This is a genomic window from Microcoleus sp. MOSTC5, assembly GCF_036701825.1.
GTDB classification, from domain to species: domain Bacteria; phylum Cyanobacteriota; class Cyanobacteriia; order Cyanobacteriales; family Microcoleaceae; genus Microcoleus; species Microcoleus asticus.
Genome location: NZ_JAUBRK010000005.1, coordinates 132097 through 155112, shown reverse-complemented (window position 1 = coordinate 155112; position 23016 = coordinate 132097). Strand labels below are relative to the sequence as shown.

The following is a 23016-nucleotide window of genomic DNA, read 5'->3' as shown; positions in this document are numbered from 1 at the left end:
AACTTCATCCGTTTGTAGGCAATGAGATCGTAAACTCCGTCCCTTCTCCTAATACAGAATTTACCTCAATTGTACCGCCGTGTTTCTCAACTACAATCTGCCGCGCGATCGCCAAACCCAATCCCGTGCCTTTACCCACACCTTTAGTTGTAAATAAGTGGTCAAAAATATGACCTTTGATCTCATCTGATATCCCTGGCCCGTTGTCAGAAATGCGAATCGTCACCCACTCAGAAGACTGTGTTTCTGTGCGAATCGTAATGCAATTGGCTGGGGCTTTAATCTTCTCTAAACTCGCTTCCCGATTTGATTCTTCCAGTGCATCAATGGCATTGGCTAATATATTCATAAACACCTGATTTAATTGTCCGGGGAAGCAATCAACTGATGGCAAGTTCCCGTACTCTTTCACAACTTCAATCGCTGGACGCTGTTCGTTTGCTTTCAATCTGTGTTTGAGAATCAAAATCGTACTGTTAATTCCGTCATGAATATTGAAAGGAACTTTGTAATCTTTGTCGGCTCGGGAGAAGGTACGAAGACTGGTGCTGATACCTTGGATGCGATCGCACCCGACTTGCATCGAATTCAACATTTTGGGTAAATCTTCTAAGAGATATTCGATATCGATATCTTCAGCTTTTTCTTCAATCTCCTCGCCCGGACTGGGAAATTTTTCTTGATAGAGCTGCAAGTATTCTGTAAGATCTTTGACGGCGGCGATCGCTTCATGGATATTCCCAGAAATAAAACCGACTGGATTATTAATTTCATGGGCTACCCCGGCTACTAAATTGCCCAAAGCCGACATTTTTTCGCTCTGTACTAATTGCAGTTGAGATTGTTCAACCTGGTAGGCATAATCCTGCGCTTGCTGATACAGTCGCGCATTTTCTAGGGAAATGGCAGCCTGGGTGCAGAGGAAGTTGAGGACGAGGAGGCGATCGCTCGTAAACACTCCTTTCGTCGAGCGATGTTCCAGATAAAGTATCGCAACTAAGTTCCCCCGATCGAGAATCGGAGTACACAGCATACTCTGAGACTGATATTGGAGCGTAAAGTCATTCATTAAACCCGGAATATCGGTTTTGCCGCCTTCAATAACGACTGTGTGCAGGGTATTTTTGACATAATAAATCAGCTTAAGCGGCATCCCCACAGAGTTATCCAGAGGTTGGGTTTGGAGTAGGGTTGTGGGTAACTCGTTATCTGGATTGATGTGAGTTATTGCCCGGATTTGCCATTCATCCCGATCGGGGAGTAGCAAAGCACAAGTTTCTGCCCCTGAAGTTTTTAAAATAATTTGGTTGAGGCTACCGAACAATTCATCAAGCTGAATTTTACTGGATAAAGCTTGAGCAGCTTGCACAATAGAGGCGAAATCAAGGGCCTGGGAAATACTCGTGCTGCTGGTGCTGGAAGTCTGCGAAGAGTGGGTAATCGTTGCTAGCGTCTCTAGAGGATTAAAGCGAAGTTTGGGCTGATTTAGGATGGGATGAAGTAATTGGGGATAGCGTTGTTCTAGGTCTTCTATTTTGGCTTTAGCTCCCCAACGGGCATAACAGTAATACGCCTCCTGCATATAGCTGGCGGCGACTTTTTCTTTGCCCCATTCCCAGTAGAATTTTGCTGCGAGTTCGTTGGCTAATCCTTCCTCTTGGATATAACCGTTTTCCTTGGCTCCTTGAATTGCTAAATCATAAAATTCTAGAGCTTCTGTTTTGCGAGCAAGAACGCGATGTTTTTCAGCTTCAACTAAATGATATTTGTGCAAGTAATTCATGGGGCCATAATCTGCCCAGTCTTTTAGCTTGGCTTGATTTTCTTGCATTCGCTGCCATCGCGGCTCTGACTCCGACATCGATTCAGGCGGAGTGGCCAGCACGTTCAGAGAATCATAGAAGTAGAAGATCGGTTCAACGATACTTCCCATCCCTCCAGCCAAATAATGTCGCGTTTGAGCGGCATCGTGTTCTGCTTTAGCAAAGTCTTCCAACCAGTAATTCAATGTGAATCGATACAAGTAGAAGAAAGATAGTCGGTAAAAATCGACTTTGGCCTCAGCCAGGACTTTTTCTTCATAGGCATCTTGGCGTAAGGGAATTTCGTCCTCTGACTGACCCAAGAGAATTTGAGCCGCCTGCCAGTACGCCAACACACAGTTTGCTGCTGTGACTTGGTGGAGCTCGCACAACTGTTGGTAATAGGCGCGAATTTGCGGTTCGAGTTCAGCGAGCGGTTGACCGTACCAATAAGCATTGAAACAGTACAACTGGGCGTCGTATCCCATAAATTCTAGATTGCCTGTTTCTAATCCAGCTTGATAGCCATCAAGAAGAATGGGGAGCGTTTCTTGCAGATGGATCGTCCAAGAACCCACATATGCCCCCATTAACATGGCGGTGGCGGCTCGAATGTTTTTGGCATCGGGTTCTAAGGCGAGTTGGTATCCTAATTGCCCAAACTGAGGCACCATTGTCATGTCGCCCCACAGCATCCTCAGTTGGAAGGCGTAACCCACGTAGCAAAAAGCTGAAACCGGACTATTGCCGAATTGGATGGACAACTTAACCTGGAGTGCCACGACCAGGAAATAAAGCTTGGTGCCGGACATATAACAAACGGGTGTTAGGCGAGCCGCATTTTGCATAATGGCTAATTGCTGAGGATCGCTCATTTTCGGCAGATGAAAGAATGATTCAATAGAGCGACCTTCAATTAAGGCATCAATTTCTTGCTTCAACTGCCGAATATCGTCTAGGGTTGGTTCATTTGGTAGGTTTACGCCTAACATTTGGAAGACTGATTGACCGATCGCGATCGCCTCGACAAATTTATTGCGGGCTACCAATGCCTGGATTTTGACTTGATAAACTTGGACCTGTTCTAAAGGTGTTTTCGCATGATGAATCACCGCTTCAATCCACTGGTGCATCTGCTCAAAATCGCCTGCCAAAAAAGCCACCTCAGCAGCCAAGTCGTACAGAGATAGGGTCATTTCATACTGCCCTTGCCAAGCGTCTGTTCCTAGCAGTTTCAGGCCCACTGTGGCATATTCGCGGGCTGCTTGATAGGCAGTTGCCAATCTCGCTTTGCGGCAAGCAGTTAGGTTGAGTTGAGCGAGTTCCTCCCTTTCCTGCCGATCCGCAACCAGTGTGGTTCCGTAGTTCAACTGATTGACTAATTCAAAAATGCGTTCTTCTCTGGCTTCTGCTGAAATTTGTTGCAGGAGTAATTGCCCGATTTGATAATGGGCGATCGCGCGTTCTTCTTCCGGAATCAAAGAATAAGCTGCTTGCTGCACGCGATCGTGCAAGAATCGATAGGAAACTGTTTGAGAAGTAGCTCGATCGATATTTTCTTCTTCCCCTACATAAAATTTATAAACCTCACTCTGAGGTAAAACCAAACCTTCCTGTAAAGTTTTCCACAATGCCGTTGCCGTTTCCGTCTCCGAAATTTGCGAAACAATTGCTAATGTTGTCAGATCGAACTGATTTCCAATGCAAGCGGCTAATTTTAAAACTGACTGAGTTTCAACTGGCAATTTCTGTAACTGCTGCGCCATGAATTCAACTACATCATCCGTCAGTGCTGCTTCTGTAATTTTGCTAATATCGCACTGCCAGTATCCTTCTTTAATATCAAAACTAATCAATTCATCTTGATGCAATGCCTTGAGAAACTGCGTTGCAAAAAATGGATTTCCTTTTGTCTTCTGATACACTAATTCCGTCAGCGGTTCTGCTAACTTAGGATCACAATTCAGCGTATCTGCTACTAATTGATTCAAACTGGTTCGAGCCAGAGGTGCAAGTGTGATGGTATTGACAGTTGCCCCTGTTTTAGTGACTTCATCTAAAGTCAACATCAAGGGATGGGCAGCGGAAACTTCATTGTCTCGATAGGCTCCAATTAGTAGCAGGTGACTGGATTGGGATTCACCTACGAGCAACTGCATCAACTTTAAAGATGCCGAATCCGCCCATTGTAAGTCATCCAGAAACATCACTAAGGGATGCTCTTTTGTGGTAAAGACAGAGATAAATTTTTGGAAGAGCAAATTGAATAGATTTTGAGCAGCTATCCCTGATAATTCTGGGGCTGGGGGTTGTTGTCCGATAATCAGTTCTAGTTCGGGAATGACTTCAATAATGACTTGTCCGTTGTCACCAATGGCTGCTAAAATTTTGGTTTGCCATGCTTGGAGTTGGAGATCGCTTTCACTGAGCAATTGTGTCATTAAATCGCGGAATGCTTGCACAAATGCCGAAAAGGGAATATTGCGATTGAACTGGTCAAATTTACCTTTACTGAAATAGCCATGCTTTCGGACAATGGGTTTGTGAACTTCATTGACTACAACGGTTTTTCCGATGCCGGAAAAGCCTGCAACGAGCATCATTTCGCTGTTCCCTTGTGCTACTCGTTCAAAGGCTTCTAAAAGTTGCTGTATTTCTCGTTCTCGACCGTAAAGTTTTTCGGGAATCAGGAAGCGATCGCTGATGTCGTGCTGTCCTAACTCAAAAGTTTTAATGTTTCCAGTTTCTTGGCACTGCTGCAAACACCTTTCTAAGTCATGCTTCAATCCCAAGGCACTTTGATAGCGCTTTTCGGCATTTTTTGCCATCAGCTTCATCACCATATCTGAAAGCACCTGCGGAATTTCTTTGCTGTTTATTGAAGGAGGTTGTTTGGCAATATGGCAGTGAATCAACTCCATCGGGTCGTCACATTCAAATGGCAGTTTTCCTGTCAGCAGTTCGTAAAAGGTTGCCCCCAGAGAATAAAAGTCAGTGCGGTAGTCGATGCCTCGGTTCATTCTTCCGGTTTGTTCGGGAGAAATATAGGCGAGGGTTCCTTCTAAAACGTTGGGATTGTGAATTTCTTGAGTTTCTCTCGGAAGTAGGGAGGCGATGCTAAAGTCAATCAGTTTGACTTGTTTAGTTTCCGGATGTATTAGCACGTTAGCTGGCTTAATATCTTTGTGGATGACTCGATGCCTATACAGTTCATTGAGAACGTCAGTTATTTGAATGGCAATTTCTAAGATTTCTGCCAGAGTCAGCGATCGCTCTTGGGCGTAGTCGCGCAGAGAAATGCCGCCAAAATCCTCCATTACTATAGCATAGCTGTGGCGATAGGACTCCAAATTGTAGGGTTCAACGACTCCAGGCAGACGTAGGTTTTTGGCGATCGTATATTGGTTGCGGAATTGCAGCAGTTCGCTGAAGCTGGGATAGTCTCGATTTAATAGTTTAATCACAACCGGAAGCTCGTCTGTTTCTCGGATGGCTCGATAAACTAGGGTTCTCGAACCGCAGTATAATTGCTCACCCAGATGATATCCGGAAACTCGGTTTGTCAAATCCACTGCTGCACTCATCTGGATTACTCCTTCTCAGACATTGACTATTGTAGCTAATTATACATTTTATTTGTCTGGTCTGAGGAAAATAGAACTACGAGATCCCCAACAGACCGACTCTACCGCTCTTATTTTTTATTTTAAAAAATTTATCTATCAAGATAGTCTTATCCTTTCACTGGCAACAAAATTGTAAACTCCGTTCCTTCTCCCAATACAGAATTTACCTCGATTGTACCGCCGTGTTTCTCAACCACAATTTGACGAGCGATCGCCAATCCCAAACCAGTCCCTTTCCCCACAGCTTTCGTAGTAAATAAGTGATCGAATATTTTTTGTTTGACTGATTCATTCATCCCCCAACCATTATCAGCAATAATAATTTTCACGCGGTTATCAACTAAGGAGGTTTGAATGGTAATGCGGTTGGGATTAGCCTTGATTTGGGCAAAACTTCGACCAGTATTTGATTCATCCAACGCATCGATCGCATTGGCGAGAATGTTAATAAATACCTGGTTAAGCTGTCCGGGGAAACATTCAATCGCCGGAATATTGCCGTAGTCTGTCACTACTTCAATGGCAGGCCGCTCATCCGAAGCTTTCAATCGATATTTAAGAATTAAAATCGTGCTATCGATGCCCTCGTGGATGTTAAAAGCAACTTTGTAGTCTTTGTCAGCTCTAGAAAACGTGCGGAGTGAAGTGCTGATACCTTTGATGCGATCGCAGCCCAATTGCATGGAATCCATCATTTTGGGCAAGTCTTCGATGATATAGTCTAAATCAATCTCGACTGCATGATCGGCAATGTTAGCAGCAGATGCTTGGCTGCGATACAAATCTAGATGTTCTGTTAAGTCTTGAACTGTGGATTTGGCTTCATTCAAATTGCCGGAAATAAAGCCGACGGGGTTATTAATTTCATGAGCAACGCCTGCAACTAAGTTACCCAAAGCCGACATCTTTTCGCTTTGAATCATTTGCAATTGGGTTTGTTGTAAATCTTGTAAGGCTTGCTCTAATTCTTGAGATTTTTGGAGAATGCCGGCTTCTGCACGTTTGCGATCGCTAATATCCAAAAACAATCCATCCGAAACGAGTGAGCCATCAGCACGCTGTTCAATTCGTGACTCGCCACCAATCCACTTGACGATTCCTGACGGGGTGACGATTCGCCCTTCCCACTGCCAGGAAGATAGCGTTTGAAAATTTTGGATAGAGTCTTGATAACTTGCCAGGTCTTCTGGATGCACCATCTGTGTGAGAAAGTCTACATTGGCAGCAGCCTGCTCAGGGGTGATTTCGTATAGGCTGTAACAGTCGGCGCTAATATAAGTCAGTGAGGCAATCCCATCAGGAGTTATGTGGTATTGATAAACTACCCCAGGCACATTGTCTACCAAATTATGGAAGCGAGACTGTGCGGTGCCCAACTCATCAAGCGATCGCTCTAGCTGTTGGGAATAAGTTTGTGACTGCTCATAAAGTCGGGCATTTTCCAAAGAAATAGCCGCTTGAGCGCAGAGTAAATTGAGCAGTTCGACGCGATCGCTTGTGAAAGCGCCTTTTGCTAAAGTATTTTCTAGATATAAAATGCCCAACAACTTGCCCTGATGCAAAATGGGACTGCACAAGATACTAGAAGGCTGCTGACGAATAATATACGGATCGTTGGCTAAAGTCGGATCGGCTGTTGCATCAAGTAGCACAACAGTCTGCTGGTTATGCAAGACTTTGTAAATTAGCTTTAAGGGAATATCCTGACTCTCTTCAACCGGAATCTGCTGCAACACAACTGGCTCTGTATTTTCAGTTATTGCCCCCTTAACCAGCAAGCGATCGTCTCGCAACAGCATTAACACACACTTATCTGCTCCCGCATTTTCAACAACAATAGAAAGCAACGATGAAAGCAGTTTGGACAGTTCGATTTCACTGGAGAGAGTTTGGGAAGCTTTGAGAATTGCAGCTAAATCTAAAGCTACAGAGACACTACTACTACTGGAAGTGGCGGAACTGGTGGAGGTGACACTCCCCAATGTAAAGATAGTTTCGTGAGTGGACAGAGGAGAACGAGTTTGTTGGAGAATGGGAGCAAGCAGTTGCCGATAGCGTGTTTCCAAGTCGGCGACTTTGGCTTTAGCACCCCAGCGAGTATAGCCATAGTAGGCGTTCGTCATGTATTCCTGGGCAATGCGTACTTTACCCCAGTCGAGGTAAAATTTCGCAGCCAATTCATTAGCTAGTGCTTCTTCGTTGAGGAATTGATTTTCTTTAGCTAGTTGGATGGCGCGATCGTAATGTTCAATTGCTTCGGCTTTATTGCCCAAAACCCGATGACGTTCTGCCTCAACTAAATACCATTTATGCAAATAATTCATCGGGGCATTTTGCGCCCATTGATGCAGAATAGTTTGATGGGTTTCAGCTTGGGCAAGCATTTCGGCTTGCTCTGGTTGTGGCTGAGTGGGAAAGAGTACCAAGTACGTAAGTGCGGCATAAAAATGGAAAACGGGAACCACAAACATTCCCGATATTGCCATCAAATACAGCTTGACTTGGGTGATGTAGTCGAGGGCAGCTTGATAATTGCCCCATGAGTAGGCAAGCAGCAGTTTGTAGATGTAGACAAGCGCGAGCGGTGTGAGTTCGTTATCCTGCTGGTGCTTGGGCAGCATCACCGTTTCATCGTAGGCATTACCCATTAAGCAATCTGGTTGGTTCACCGTTTCTCTCAAATGCTTTATCGTTTGCCCAGTTATGCCCAAATAAATATGCGCCGAATCTTGTTTCACTTGAGCCAGAGCAGCACTGTAAACGACGAATTCGGAGGCCAAAGTGTCTAGGTCTACACCTGCCAAAAGCGCAATAGTCATGCAAGCTGTCATGCTGTAGCCAGCAAAGAGAAAATCGCCGGTTTCCATACCTGCGGTGTAGCTATCTTTGAGCACCGGTATGGTTGCCAAGAGCGATTCTTGATGATGTTGAATGAGAGACCCAAACAGGTTTAGAGTGTTAGACTTCATGGAGGGAGTATTCAACCTCTCCAGCAACGAGAGCGCTAATCTACCAAACTTGTAGCCTGCTTCGACTTCGCCCAAAAAGGTACACAGCACCATTCCATGAATCACATATCCTACTGTCGAGACGGGGGCATTGCCAAATTGGAGCGACAACCGCACCATCGTTGCGCCCAAGAGGGGCAGTAAACCTGGCATTCCCTGGATCACTGGTGTAGACAACGCTCCTAACAGTTGCATCGCGGCGATCGCAGTGCGATCGCTCATCATCGGTAAGTCAATCAGCCCTGCAATTTCTCTGTCTTGGAGTTGGTGATTAAGGTCTTGTAAGGCTTTGCCAATCTTGGTTTCGTCTACTTCCGTCGGGAGTTCTACCCCCAATTGCGCTAGAACCTCTCTTCCCACTGCGATCGCCCCTAACATTTGGCTTCTAGCCGTTAGTGCCGCAATTTGAATTTCGTAGATTTTCACCTTGTCGAAAACTGTCTGAGCTGATTGCAACACCACTGCTGCCATCTCTTCCATGCCGTCGAGGTCAGCATTCAAATAAGCGGCTTCGGCGGAGGCAACATAGAGTTTTAGGGTCAATTCATACTGACTTTGCCAACAATTTATCTCTAGTAGCCCAATGCCCGTTTGCAGATAAACTCTTGCCGCAGCATAAGCTGTAGAATTTTTGGCTTTCTGTCCTGCTTTTAAATTAAGTTGAGCTAAGGCTTGTCGTTTCTCGGCTTGAGTAATTAACTCAATTCCTTGGTTTAAATGCCCAACAATATCAAACAGTTTTTCTTCTTGCTCTAGCTCGGAGAATTTTTGTTGAAGTAATTGTCCAATTTTTAGATGAGTTGCTGTTTTCTGTTCATCGGGAATCAGGGAATAAGCTGCTTGTTGTACTCGGTCATGTAAAAATCTATACTTGGCTATTTGTTGACTGGTATTTTGATTTGACACTACCAATCTCTCATTTTCTTCTCCCTGATAAAACTTATAAACATCGCTGAGCGGCAATATCAACCCTTCTTGTAATGCTTTCCATAAATCCGCCGAGGTTTCAATTTCTGATTTTTCTGAAACAATTGCCAAAGTTGCTAAATCAAACTGATTGCCAATACAAGCTGCTAACTGCAATATCTGTTGAGTTGAGGTTGGTAGTTTTCGCAATTGAAAACCCATAAAGACCACAACGTCATCTGTAACTGCTTGCTGATTCACTTGTGCAATGTCACATTGCCACCCCCCTGTAGCCCCCCCTTGGTAAGGGGGGGTTGGGGGCGTGAATTGAATCAGTCGATCTTGATGTAATGCTTTGAGAAACTGGGTAGCGAAAAACGGATTTCCTTGAGTTTTTTGAGAGATTAATTGAGAAAGAGGTAATGCCAAAGTTTCTGGACATTTCAGTGTGTCAGCAACTAATTGATTTACTTTGACTTGACTCAAGGGCGCTAAAGTAATCGTATTAATCGTTGCTTGGTTTTTTTGAATCTCACTCAAGGTCAAGATTAATGGATGTGCTGGATTAACTTCGTTATCGCGGTAGGCACCAATTAATAAAAGATGACCTGTTTCAGCTATTAATAGCTCCATTAACTTCAGCGATGCTGAATCTGCCCATTGCAAATCATCTAAAAACATCACTAATGGATGTTCAGCACTGGTAAAGACTTGGGTGAATTTTTGAAACAATAAATTAAATCTATTTTGTGCCGCACTTCCTGATAATTCTGTAGCAGGTGGTTGTTGACCAATAATTATTTCTAATTCCGGGATGACTTCAATAATTACCTGTCCATTTTCTCCTACCGCTGATAATATTTGGCTTTTCCATTGCTCTAGTTGGAGATCGCTTTCGGTTAACAATTGTCCGATCAAATCTCGAAATGCTTGCACAAAACCAGAGAAGGGAATATTTCGTTGAAATTGGTCGTATTTGCCTTTGATAAAATAACCGCGTTGTCGCACAATCGGTTTATGAACTTCATTGACAACGGCTGTTTTTCCAATCCCCGAAAAACCAGCGACTAGCATCATTTCTGTGGCTCCAAGACTTACTCGCTCAAAGGCTTGGAGTAGAGTTTCTACCTCGGCTTCTCGTCCATAGAGTTTGTCGGGGATCAGGAAGCGATCGCACAGATCCCTTTGTGCAATTTCAAAGTTTTCAATGTTACCAGTTTCTAGGAGTTGAGTTAAACATTTTTCTAAATCAAACTTCAGTCCCAACGCACTTTGATAGCGACCTTCGGCATTCTTTGCCATCAATTTTGTGACAATTTCTGATAGTACATAGGGAATTTCCGAATTAATTTCATGCACTAACGGCGAGGCTTTGGCAATATGACAATGTACTAACTCCATTGGCTCTTTGGATTGAAATGGTAACTCTCCTGTGAGTAATTCGTAGAAGGTGAAACCTAGAGAATAGAAGTCTGTTCGATAGTCAATTCCCCGATTCATTCTGCCGGTTTGTTCTGGGGAAATATAAGCAAGTGTCCCTTCTAATACATTGGGATTGATTAGTGTTTGGGTTTCTCGTGGTAGTAAAGATGCAATACTAAAGTCGATTAATTTGACTTCTTTGGTTTCGGGATTAATTAGAATATTGCTGGGTTTGATGTCTTTATGAATGATGCGATCGCGATACAGTATATCTAAGGTATCGCACAGTGCGATCGCTATCTGTAAAAACTCTGTTAATGAGAAGGTGTTTTTTCCATTTTGGGCCCATTCCTGCAAAGATACACCTCCAAAATCTTCCATGACTAACGCATAGCTATTTCGATACGGTTCCAGACTATAAGTTTGGACGATCAGAGGTGAGTTGAGATTTTTAGCAATGGTGTATTGATTGCGAAACTGTACCAGTTCGCTGAAGGTGGGATAGTCATTTTTCAGCAGTTTGATGATCGCAGGTAATTGGTCTGATGTACGGATTCCCCGATATACTAAGGTGCGACTTCCTGAATAAACTGTTTCGACAATTTGATAGTTGGGAATTTGAGCGGTTGTGAGATTGTTTGTATTGGGGTTAGAGTTATTCATTGCCATTGTGGTTAGAGAATTAATGAGTGAGTAATTGGTTCGATGAAGCTGAATGCCAGGGAAAAGTTAACTTTTTTTTAGCCTTGAGTTGGTAGGGAGATGATAAATTCTGTTCCTTGTCCCAGTATAGAGTTAACGTTCAGGGAACCGCCGTGTTTCTCAACCACAATTTGACGAGCGATCGCCAATCCCAAACCTGTCCCTTTCCCCACAGCTTTCGTAGTAAATAAGTGATCGAATATTTTTTGTTTGACTGATTCATTCATCCCCCAACCATTATCACCAATACTAATTTTCACGCGGTTATCAACTAAGGAGGTTTGAATGGTAATGCGGTTGGGATTAGCCTTAATTTGGGCAAAAGTTCGACCAGTATTTGATTCATCCAACGCATCGATCGCATTGGCGAGAATGTTAATAAATACCTGGTTAAGCTGTCCGGGGAAACATTCAATCGCCGGAATATTGCCGTAGTCTGTCACTACTTCAATGGCAGGCCGCTCATCCGAAGCTTTCAATCGATATTTAAGAATTAAAATCGTGCTATCGATGCCCTCGTGGATGTTAAAAGCAACTTTGTAGTCTTTGTCAGCTCTAGAAAAGGTGCGGAGTGAAGTGCTGATACCTTTGATGCGATCGCAGCCCAATTGCATCGAGTCAATCATTTTGGGCAAGTCTTCGATGATATAGTCTAAATCAATCTCGACCGCATGATCGCCAATGTTGGCAGCAGATGCTTGGCTGCGATACAAATCTAGATGTTCAGTTAAGTCTTGAACGGTGGATTTGGCTTCATATAAATTGCCGGAAATAAAGCCTATGGGGTTATTAATTTCATGGGCAACGCCAGCAACTAAGTTTCCCAATGCTGACATCTTTTCGCTTTGAATCATTTGCAATTGGGTTTGCTGCAAGTCATGTAAGGCTTGTTCTAATTCTTGAGATTTTTGGATAATGCCAGCTTCGGCACGTTTGCGATCGCTAATATCCAACAATAATCCATCCCAAACCACACTTCCATCCGCGTGTTGTTCAACTCGAGCTTCAGCGTGAATCCACTTGACAATCCCTGATGGTGTAATAATTCGTCCTGACCACTCCAAAGGAGTCAATGTTTGTATTGAGTCCAGAAGCGACTGCTCGTAACTGGCAGCATCATTTGGATGTACCATCTCCGTGAAAAAGAGCACATTGGCGATCGCCTGTTCTGGCGTGGCTTCCAACAAGTCGTAACACTCAGCACTGATGTAGGTCAGATATCTGCTTCGATCGGGAGTCCAGCAGGCTTGATAAACAACACCAGGAACATTATCTACAAGTTTCTCAAAGCGAGAGTTACTCTCACTCAATTTAGCGAATGACTGCTCTAGCTGTTGGGCATAGGTTTGTGACTGCTCGTAAAGTCGGGCATTTTCCAGGGAAATTGCCGCTTGAGCGCATAACAGATTGAGCAGTTCGACGCGATCGCTAGTAAAAGCTCCAGTGACTAAGTTATTTTCTAGATATAAAATGCCGATTAACTTGCCTTGATGCAAAATCGGGCTGCACAAGATACTCTTAGGTTTGTGTTGCTGAATGTAAGAGTCATTAATTAATTGCGGATACACGGTGGCATTAAAAATCACCGCAGGTTTTAAGTTGCGTTTTACAGTATTAATTAAACCAATTGGTACATTTTGTGACTCTTCAACAGGCTGTGGATTAGTCAGCATCGAAGAAAAATCAACTTTAGCCTTCTCATTGTTATCTAAGCTTAGCCTTGCTAATGCTCGAATTAGTAAATTATTTGACTCCTTCAGCATTAATACACACTTATCGGCTCCCGCATTTTCAATAACGATATGCAGCAACGATGAAAGCAGTTTTTCCAATTCGATTTCGCCAGAAAGAGTTTGAGAAGCTTTCATAATGGCAGCTAAATCTAAAGCCACAGAGATATTGCTACTGCTGGAAGTAGCGGAACTGGTGGATGAGACACTCCATAATCTAAAAATAGTTTCATTCGTGGAGAAGGTAGAACGGGTTTGCTGTAATATGGGAGCAAGCAGTTGGGGATAGCGTTTTTCTAAGTCAATAATTTTGGCGGTCGCTCCCCAACGAGCGTAGCAATAGTAGGCTTCCTGCATATAAGCTGCGGCAACTTTTTCTTTGTTCCAGTCGAGGTAGAATTTTGCTGCTAGCTCATTGCCTAGTGCTTCTACTTGGATATAGCCGTTGGTTTTGGCTCCAGCAATAGCGCGATCGTAAGACTCAGCCACTTGCCAAGTTTGACTGAACTTGCTGGCTTTTTTTGCTTCTACTAGCTCATATTTATGTAGAAAATTTTCAGGGGCATGATTAACCCAAATCTTCATTTTTTGCTGGTTATCATCCACTATTTTCAAGCATTCAATCTGTTGATTTTCCTCCAATTCCCGATATTGAGCTAGCAAAGAAAGTGAATAGTAGAAGTTATGCTCGCTAACAGCAAGTAATCCCGGTGCATTGCCAAGATAAGATCCTGCTAGTTTCAGGTAATTAATTGCTGCTTGATATTTACCGATCGAGTACGAAAACAAACCTCTAAGGACATACAAAATAAAAAGAGGAGTAAAACTTTTATTGGCAATCAGGTCAGACTCTAACTGTTCAGACTCTTGAAAATATTCAGGCAATTCAAACTTACTAAAGTCATTTTCCTGCAAGTTCAAAATAGTCAGGCGACCGATCTGAAGAATCGTTGTCGCATATTGATGCTTGAGTTGGGTGAGGATTTGTAAATAATCGTCAACTTTCTTCTCCAGTTCTGGCAAATGCACGCCCAGAAACAACAGACTCACGCAATAATGAATAATTGAATATCCCCCATTCTCTATATCTCCAGTTTCTAAGCCACTAGAAAATCCCTGCACGCCAATTGCTAAATCTATATTTTCTCGCGCAGGTTTTTTCCAGTGTCGGATGCAGTTGCCAAATATGTTCAAAACCTTCGCACTGCATAGTTGAGCACCGACTTCTTCTAATATATCTACCGACATCTGACCCAATTGATAGCCCCGATCGATATCTTCCATCGTCGCACAAAGGAGCATCCCATAAAGAGAATAACCATAAGGTGAATATTTGGAATTACCGTATCGAATCGAGAGATGAAGAAAGGTGTTAATAATTTCGATTAGTAATTGGGGTCGTTGCACGTAACCTGGACCAGTTAAAGCCATCAAGACTTCCATTGCTGCTTCTTTATATGGATCGGTCATCAGAGGAAGATTGATTAACTTCTCAACTTGAAGTTCCTGTTTTTGGGGTGGATTTGGTTCTAAATTGACGTTCAGTTCTTGCAGACAGAATAGCCCAACATCAAACACTTCATTATACATAGATTGTACGTTATACAACTGTAATTGAATGCGATATACGGGTACGCGATCTAAGATAGAGACTGATTTTTTGAGGGTAATATCAATCAATTTTTCCGCTTGCTTGTAGTTGCCATTGAGATATTCAGCTTCCGAAATACTTGTATAGAGATGATGTGTCAGTGCGTAGTTAGTCTCCCAACTCTCACTCGATAACAGCGTCTTACCTGTATTTAAATACTTGAGTGCAGCTTCATAAGCAGTAGCAGCCTTGGCTTTTTCACCGGCCTTTAAGTTGAGTCGGGCAATCAATTCCCGTTCAGATTCTTCTTGCAGTAAATTTACCCCATAATTAATCTGATTGAGGATGGTAAAAATCTTCTCTTCGAGATTTTCAGAGGCGGTATTTTCTAATAAGAGACGACCAATTTTTAAGTGAGTCATCTGCTTTTGCTGTTCGGGAATCAAACAGTATGCTGCTTGCTGAATCCGATCGTGTAAAAACTTATAGAAACATTGTTGGGTGTTGGGGGTTGAATGTTGAGTGTCGAGTTCCAAGCTTTGATAAAACTTGTAGATTTCGCTCTGGGGTAAAATTAGTCCTTCTTGCAAGGCTTTCCACAACACTGTCGCTGTTTCTATTTCCGATTGTTCGGAAACAATTGCTAGTGTTGCTAAATCAAACTGGTTGCCAATGCAAGCGGCTAGCTTTAAAATGTTTTGCGTTGCGGTCGGTAACTTTTGTAGCTGTACTGCCATGAACTCCACTACATCATCAGTGAGTGCAAGCGATCGCACCTGCGCTACATCACACTGCCAGGAACTTATCTCCCAGTCAAATGTAATCAGCCCATCCTCATATAACGCCTTCAAAAATTGCGTCGTAAAAAACGGATTGCCCTTGGCTTTTTGATAGACTAACTCTGTTAAAGGCAGTGCCAGTTCGATCGCACAACTAAAAGTGTCTGCAATCATAAGATTCACGTCAGATTGACTTAACGGAGTCAGCGCGATAGTGTTGACAATTGCCTTTGTTTTGTCGATTTCCTCCAACGCCAGCATCAGCGGATGGGCTGGAAAAACTTCGTTATCGCGGTAAGCACCAATAATGAATAGATAGCCCCCCTCTGCTTGACTCATCAACAACTTCATCAAACTGAGGGATGCTGAATCTGCCCACTGTAAATCGTCTAGAAACATCACCAGTGGATGCTCTGGCGTGGCAAACACTTTAATGAATTTCACAAACAGTAAATTGAAGCGATTTTGTGCCGCACTAGCAGCAAGTTCGATCGCAGATGGTTGTTTGCCGATAATTTCTTCTAGTTCGGGAATTACATCGATCAAGACTTGCCCATTTTCACCCAAAGCAGACAGAATTTTGGCTTTCCACTGTTCTAACTGAGCATCGCTTTCACTCAGCAGTTGCCCCATCAGATCGCGGAATGCTTGTACTAATCCAGAAAACGGGATGTTGCGTTGAAACTGATCGTATTTGCCTTTGATGAAGTAGCCTTTCGATCGCACGATGGGCTTATACACTTCATTGACAATTGCTGTTTTGCCAATCCCCGAAAAGCCTGTTACTAGCATTAGCTCAGATGCGCCATTGGCGACTCGTCCAAATGCTTGGAGTAGGGTTTCTATTTCCGCTTCTCGTCCATAAAGTTTGTCGGGGATCAGAAAGCGATCGCACAGATCCCGTCGCCCAATTTCAAAGTCTTCAATCTGACCGCTTTCTTGAAGTTGAGTTAAACAATTTTCTAAATCAAATTTTATTCCTAATGCACTTTGATATCTATTTTCAGCATTTTTGGCAATCAATTTATTAACAATTTCTGAGAGGACAGGAGGAATTTTTGAATTAATTTCATGGACTAATGGCGATGCTTTGGCAATATGACAATGGACGATTTCCATTGGATCGTTGGAGTCAAAAGGTAATTCTCCGGTGAGTAATTCGTAGAAAGTGATTCCTAAAGAATAAAAGTCAGTCCGATAGTCAATTCCCCGATTCATTCGACCTGTTTGTTCAGGAGAAATATAAGCCAGTGTCCCTTCTAATCCATTGGGATTGAGTAGTGTTTGTGTTTCTCGGGGTAGCAATGATGAGATACTAAAGTCAATTAATTTGATTTCTTTCGTTTCCGGATTGATGAGAATATTACTGGGTTTGATGTCTTTATGAATGATGCGCTCGCGATACAGTATATCTAAGGTATTGCAGAGGGCGATCGCGATCTGTAAAAACTCCCTCAAAGAGAGTCTATTTTTTGCTTTCAGTGCCCATTCTTGAAGAGAAATGCCACCAAAATCTTCCATGACTAACACATAGCCCTTTTGGTAGACTTCTAGGCTATAAGTTTGAATAATCAGAGGTGAATTAAGATTTTTAGCAATCGTGTATTGATTGCGAAACTGTACCAGTTCGCTAAAGGTGGGATAGTTGTTTTTTAGGAGTTTAACGATCGCAGGTAATTGGTCTGATGTACGGATAGCTCGATATACTAAAGTCCGACTTCCTGAATAAACGGTTTCAAGAATTTGATAGTTAGGAATTTGAACGGTTATAGGAGAGTTGGTGTTTTGGTGACAGTTATTCATGACCGTTTTTATTTAATAATTGATGTGAGTCATGGGTTAAATGAGTCTGGATGCTAGGGAAAATTAACGGGTTTATTTTGCCTTGACAGGTAAAGTGATGATAAATTCAGTTTCTTCTTCTAGTATCGAGTTAACGTGGATGGAACCGCCATGTTTTTCTGTAACGATTTGTTGAGCGATCGCCAATCCTAACCCCGTGCCTTTCCCTACAGCTTTCGTTGTAAATAAATGGTCAAAAATCTTTTGTTTGACTGATTCACTCATCCCTTGACCATTATCAGCAATGGTAATTTTCACCTCTTGATTGTCCGCGGATGTTATAATTTTAATCCGATTAGGGTTAGTCTTGATTTGGGCAAAAGTCCGCCCAATATTTGATTCTTCCAGTGCATCGATCGCATTGGCGAGAATGTTCATAAACACCTGGTTTAGCTGTCCGGGGAAGCATTCGATCTCGGGAATATTGCCGTAGTCTTTCACTACTTCAATGGCGGGTCGCCGATCGTTGGCTTTCAATCGATATTTGAGAATTAAGATCGTGCTGTCGAGTCCAGAGTGGATATTAAAAGGAACTTTGTAGTCTTTGTCAGCGCGAGAAAAGGTGCGGAGTGAAGTGCTGATATCTTTGATGCGATCGCAGCCCAATTGCATCGAGTCAATGATGTTGGGTAAATCTTCGATGATATAGTCTAAATCGATATCTTCGGCATGGTCGGCAATCTCTGTTTCTAGGGCGCGCTCGCGATAGAGATTGAGATGCTCCACTAAGTCTTTAACTGTGGATTTAGCTTCATTCAAATTGCCGTAAATAAAGCCGACAGGGTTATTAATTTCATGAGCAACGCCAGCAACTAAGTTACCCAAAGCCGACATTTTTTCGCTTTGAATCATTTGCAATTGAGTTTGCTGCAAATCATGCAAGGCTTGCTCTAGCTGTTGAGCAGAGGTTTGTGACTGCTGATAAAGTCGGGCATTTTCTAGGGAGATAGCAGCTTGAGCGCAAAGTAGGTTCAGGAGTTCGACGCGATCGCTTGTAAATGCCCCCGGCGCTAAATTATTTTCTAGATATAAAATGCCCAGCAATTTCCCTTGATGCAAAATCGGGCTGCACAAGATACTCTGAGGCTGCTGACGAATAATATAAGGGTCATTGGCCAAAGTCGGATCGATCGTGGCATCAAACAGCACAACAGTCTGCTTGTTGTGCTTGACTTTGTAAATCAGCCTCAGAGGAATGTCGTGGCTATCATCAACCAGAATGTGCTGGAATACGACTGGCTTTGACCCCTCAGTAATTGACCCTTCGATCAGTAGACGATCGTCTTGCAAGAGCATGAACCAACATTTATCAGCCCCCGCATTTTCGATGACAATAGAAAGCAACGATGAAAGCAGTTTTTCAAATTCAATTTCGCCGGAGATAGTTTGAGAAGCTTTAAGAATGGCAGCTAAATCTAGAGTTTCAGAGGCACTGCTACTGTGGGAAGTCGGGTAATTGGTAGAAGTAACACTCCCCAATGTGAAGATAGTTTCGTTAGCTGACAGGGGAGAACGGGTTTGCTGGAGGATGGGAGCAAGCAGTTGGGGATAGCGTTTTTCAAGGTCAGCAACTTTGGCTTTCGCACCCCAACGCGCGTAGCAGTAATATGCTTCTTGCATATATGCTTGGGCGAGTTTTTCTTTCCCCCCATTGAGGTAAAATTTGGCGGCAAGTTCATTCGCTAGTGCTTCTTCTTGGATAAATGCGTTTTCTTTTGCAGAGGCTATAGCGCGATCGTAGTAATCCATTGCTTCATACATCTGCCCCAACACCCGATACTGTTCTGCTTCCACCAAATAAAATTTGTGTAAATGGTTTGTGGGTGCATGGTGTGCCCATTGTTTGAGTTTTTTCTGGTTGCTAATAACTTCCTGGGGAAGGGATTGGCGAAAGCCGCCGAAGGCATCGCATTCTCTACTTTGAGCGTTGGGTAATATAGCAAGATGGGTCAATGAATCGTAAAAGTGAAACACCGGAACCTTAAAACAGCCGGATATTCCGCTCAAATATTGTTTGGCATCAACTGCCACTTTAATTGCTTGCTCCCACTCATTAAACAAGTAACAAAGAATTAATTTATTGATATATAGTGTTCCCATTGCGTAAAGATCGTTAGCCTTCTGATGCAAGGGCAACATGATGTGTTCGTCATAGATTACACCTTGAATTTCCCAAGGACACTTGCTCTGACCGAGCAAATTTAAGACTGATTGATAAAAGACTCTAAGATAGTTATGAGCGACTTCCTGTTTGAGTTGAGCTAATGCCTGATTGTAAACCTTCATTTCTGGTTCTAGGATTGACAAATTTTTTCCTAGAAAAAATGACAGCGAGCAGTAATTGTAGGCACAGTAAGCAGCATATTCTAAAGTACCCATCTCTAGACCGCTGTGGTATCCGTCCAGTAAAGGAGCAAGTGAATCTTGAATATGATATTTCCAAGGCTTTACAAACGGATAAACCATGTTAATAGTGCTGGCTTTAAATTCTCTACTCTCAAAGCGTGATAGTAGTTCCATTGCCAGTTGACCAACGCGATTACCTAAATCTATTTCCCCAAGATCGCACAAAATTACTCCATACCAAGCATAAGCCTGCGCTGATACAGCAGCATTACCATATTCAACTGATAAGCTAACTTGCTTGCAGACGATTAACGGCAGTAGTTTTGGAATCGCTTGATAGACTGCTGCTGTCACGGTTCCTAAAATTCGCATCACTGCCAGAGCTTGAAGGTCAATCATCTCAGGTAGTGCCAACAAATCTTGTAAATCTTTTCCTTTTAATACATCTTGAGCCTGTTGCAAACTTTGATTGATCTCTGCGTCAGTGGGCTGCTCTGGAAACGATATTCCAAATAATTTCAAAACAGAAAGAGCGGTTTTAATAGCTTTGGGCTGTTGGCTCTGGGCTACGTCAGCTAAAATTGTCACTTCATAGACCTTAACTTTGTCTAGTAATTGACGAGCATTTTGTACTACCCGCTCGACTATCTGTTCCATTTGTCTAAACTCACCGCTTAGACAAGCTACTTCTGCGGCTAAATCATGTAGAGCCAAGGTTATATCATAGTATTGTTGCCAACAACTTCCTGTGAGAAGTTGTATGCCTTTAGTGGTGTATTCAATTGCTGCGATGTAAGCGGTTGCAGATTTCGCTTTTTGTGCAGCAGCTAAATTTAGCTTTGCTAATTCCTCGCGTTCTGTTTCTGAGACAATTAAATCTGCTCCTTTGTTTAATTGATTGACAATCTCAAAGATTTTTTCCTCTTTTTCTGTCTTGCTCATTACACTTAAAAGCAATTGCCCAATTTTTAAGTGCGTCAGTTGTTTTTGCTCGTCTGGAATCAGCGAATAAGCAGCTTGCTGTACTCGGTCATGTAAAAAATTGTATATAACCTTATGAGAATTTTGTTGAGGAACTGCTTGATTTTCTTGCCCGAGATAAAACTTATAAACATCACCAACTGGTAAAATCAACCCTTCTTCTAATGCTTTCCACAAAGCAGCAGCCGTCTCAATTTGGGATTGTTGCGAAACAATTGCCAATGTTGCTAAATCAAATTGATTGCCAATACAAGCAGCTAACTGCAACATCTGTTGAGTTGAAGGCGGTAGCTTTCCTAATTGCAATGCCATAAAGACAACAACATCATCTGTAACCGCAAGCTGATTTACTTGTACAATGTCACATTCCCAGCCCCCTTGTACCCCCCTCTGTCCTTCCTTGGTAAGGGGGGTGGGGGATAGAGAGGGATAGTTAAATTGAATTAGTCGCTCTTGATGTAAGGCTTTGAGAAATTGCGTAGCAAAAAATGGATTTCCTTTGGTTTTCTGAAATATCAGTTGAGAAAGAGGCCATGTCAAACTTTCGGTCGATTTCAGGGTGTCAGCTACTAACTGATTTACTTTTCTTGCGCTTAATGGTGCTAAATTAATCGTATTAATCGTTGCTTGGCTTTTTTGAAGCTCACTCAAGGTCAACATTAATGGATGTGCTGGATTGACTTCGTTATCGCGGTATGCACCTATCAATAACAGATGACCTGTATCAGCCATTAAAAGCTGCATTAATTTCAGCGATGCCGAATCTGCCCACTGTAAATCATCTAAAAATATCACTAATGGGTGTTCTAAGGTGGTAAAAATTTGGGTGAATTTTTGAAACAATAAATTAAATCTATTTTGTGTCGCAGTTCCTGATAATTCTATCACAGATGGTTGTTGACCTATAATTATTTCTAGTTCAGGGATGACTTCAATAAATATCTGCCCATTTTCTCCAACTGCTGATAATATTTGGTTTTTCCAGTGCTGAATCTGTGCATCGCTTTCGGTTAACAATTGCCCAATTAAATCTCGGAATGCTTGCACAAATGCACTCAAGGGAATTTTGCGTTGAAATTGATCGAATTTACCTTTAATAAAATAACCGCGTTGCCGCACAATTGGTTTATGAACTTCCTTGATAACTGCTGTTTTTCCAATTCCCGAAAACCCAGCTACTAACATCATTTCTACCCCCCTATTTCCCCCCTTAGCAAGGGAGGAAATAGGGGGGTTAGCGATTCGCTCGAATGCTTGTAGTAGAGTTGATACCTCGGTTTCTCTTCCATAAAGTTTATCGGGGATGATGAAGCGATCGCTTACATCTTTTTGAGCAATTTCCAAGTATTCAATTTGACCAATTTCTTGAATTTCAGTAAAACATTTCTCTAAATCAAACTTCACTCCTAATGCACTCTGATAGCGGTCTTCGAGATTTTTTGCCATCAATTTACTAACTATTTTTGATAGTAGAGGCGGGATTTGTGGGTTAATTTCATGTACTAAGGGCGCTGCTTTGGCAATATGACAATGCACCAACTCCATCGGATCGTTTGATTGAAAAGGTAACTCTCCTGTCAGTAATTCGTAGAAGGTAACACCTAGAGAATAAAAATCAGTCCGATAGTCAATCCCCCGATTCATTCTGCCAGTTTGTTCTGGGGAAATATAAGCTAGTGTTCCTTCTAACACCTTGGGATTGATTAGTGTTTGCGTTTCTCGCGGTAGTAAAGAGGCAATACTAAAGTCGATTAATTTGACTTGTTTGGTGGCGGGATTAATTAAGATATTGCTGGGTTTAATGTCTTTGTGAATGATGCGATGCCGATACAATATATCTAAGGTATTGCAGAGGGCGATCGCGATTTCTAAAAATTCTCTCAACGATAGTGCGTTTTTCCTTTTGACTGCCCATTCCTGAAGAGAAATTCCCCCAAAGTCTTCCATCACTAACGCACAGCCATTGTGATAGGGTTCCAGGCTATAGGTTTGGACGATACTAGGTGAATTAAGGTTTTTGGCAATGGTGTATTGATTGCGAAACTGCACGAGTTCGCTAAAGGTGGGATAGTCATTTTTCAGGAGTTTGATGACCACAGGTAATTGGTCTGATGTACGGACGGCCCGATATACCAAGGTGCGACTTCCTGAATAAACTGTGGAGATAATTTGATAGTTGGGAATTTGAACATTTGTAGGAGTGTCGCTATTTTTGTCAAAGTTATTCATGGCTATTGTTTTTTGATAATTTATGAGCTAGTGCTTGCTTAAATGAGTCTGA

At 42.6% G+C, this 23016-nt stretch carries 4 protein-coding genes; all 4 read right to left on the bottom strand.

The features are described 5' to 3' along the window. Nucleotides 1–4: 4 nt before the first annotated feature. Nucleotides 5–5386, bottom strand: a complete 5382-nt coding sequence (locus QUA54_RS03740) for an AAA family ATPase (protein WP_333413356.1) — start codon at nt 5384–5386, stop codon at nt 5–7. Between the two features lie 149 nt (nt 5387–5535). Then, nucleotides 5536–11427, bottom strand: a complete 5892-nt coding sequence (locus tag QUA54_RS03735; protein WP_333413354.1) for an AAA family ATPase — start codon at nt 11425–11427, stop codon at nt 5536–5538. A 77-nt stretch (nt 11428–11504) separates the two neighbouring features. Beyond that, nucleotides 11505–17369, bottom strand: coding sequence for an AAA family ATPase (locus QUA54_RS03730; RefSeq protein ID WP_333413352.1), 5865 nt, complete (start codon nt 17367–17369; stop codon nt 11505–11507). 72 nt (nt 17370–17441) lie between these two features. Continuing rightward, nucleotides 17442–22964 carry a protein kinase domain-containing protein gene (locus QUA54_RS03725; RefSeq protein ID WP_333413350.1) on the bottom strand — a complete coding sequence of 1841 codons (5523 nt, stop codon included), beginning with the start codon at nt 22962–22964 and terminating at the stop codon, nt 17442–17444. Between the last annotated feature and the right edge of the window lie 52 nt (nt 22965–23016).

Bases quoted from the DNA above. Each gene is read 5' to 3' on its own strand.
- QUA54_RS03740 (WP_333413356.1), bottom strand. From the start codon at position 5,386: ATGAGTGCAGCAGTGGATTTGACAAACCGAGTTTCCGGATATCATCTG.
- QUA54_RS03735 (WP_333413354.1), bottom strand. From the start codon at position 11,427: ATGAATAACTCTAACCCCAATACAAACAATCTCACAACCGCTCAAATT.
- QUA54_RS03730 (WP_333413352.1), bottom strand. From the start codon at position 17,369: ATGAATAACTGTCACCAAAACACCAACTCTCCTATAACCGTTCAAATT.
- QUA54_RS03725 (WP_333413350.1), bottom strand. From the start codon at position 22,964: ATGAATAACTTTGACAAAAATAGCGACACTCCTACAAATGTTCAAATT.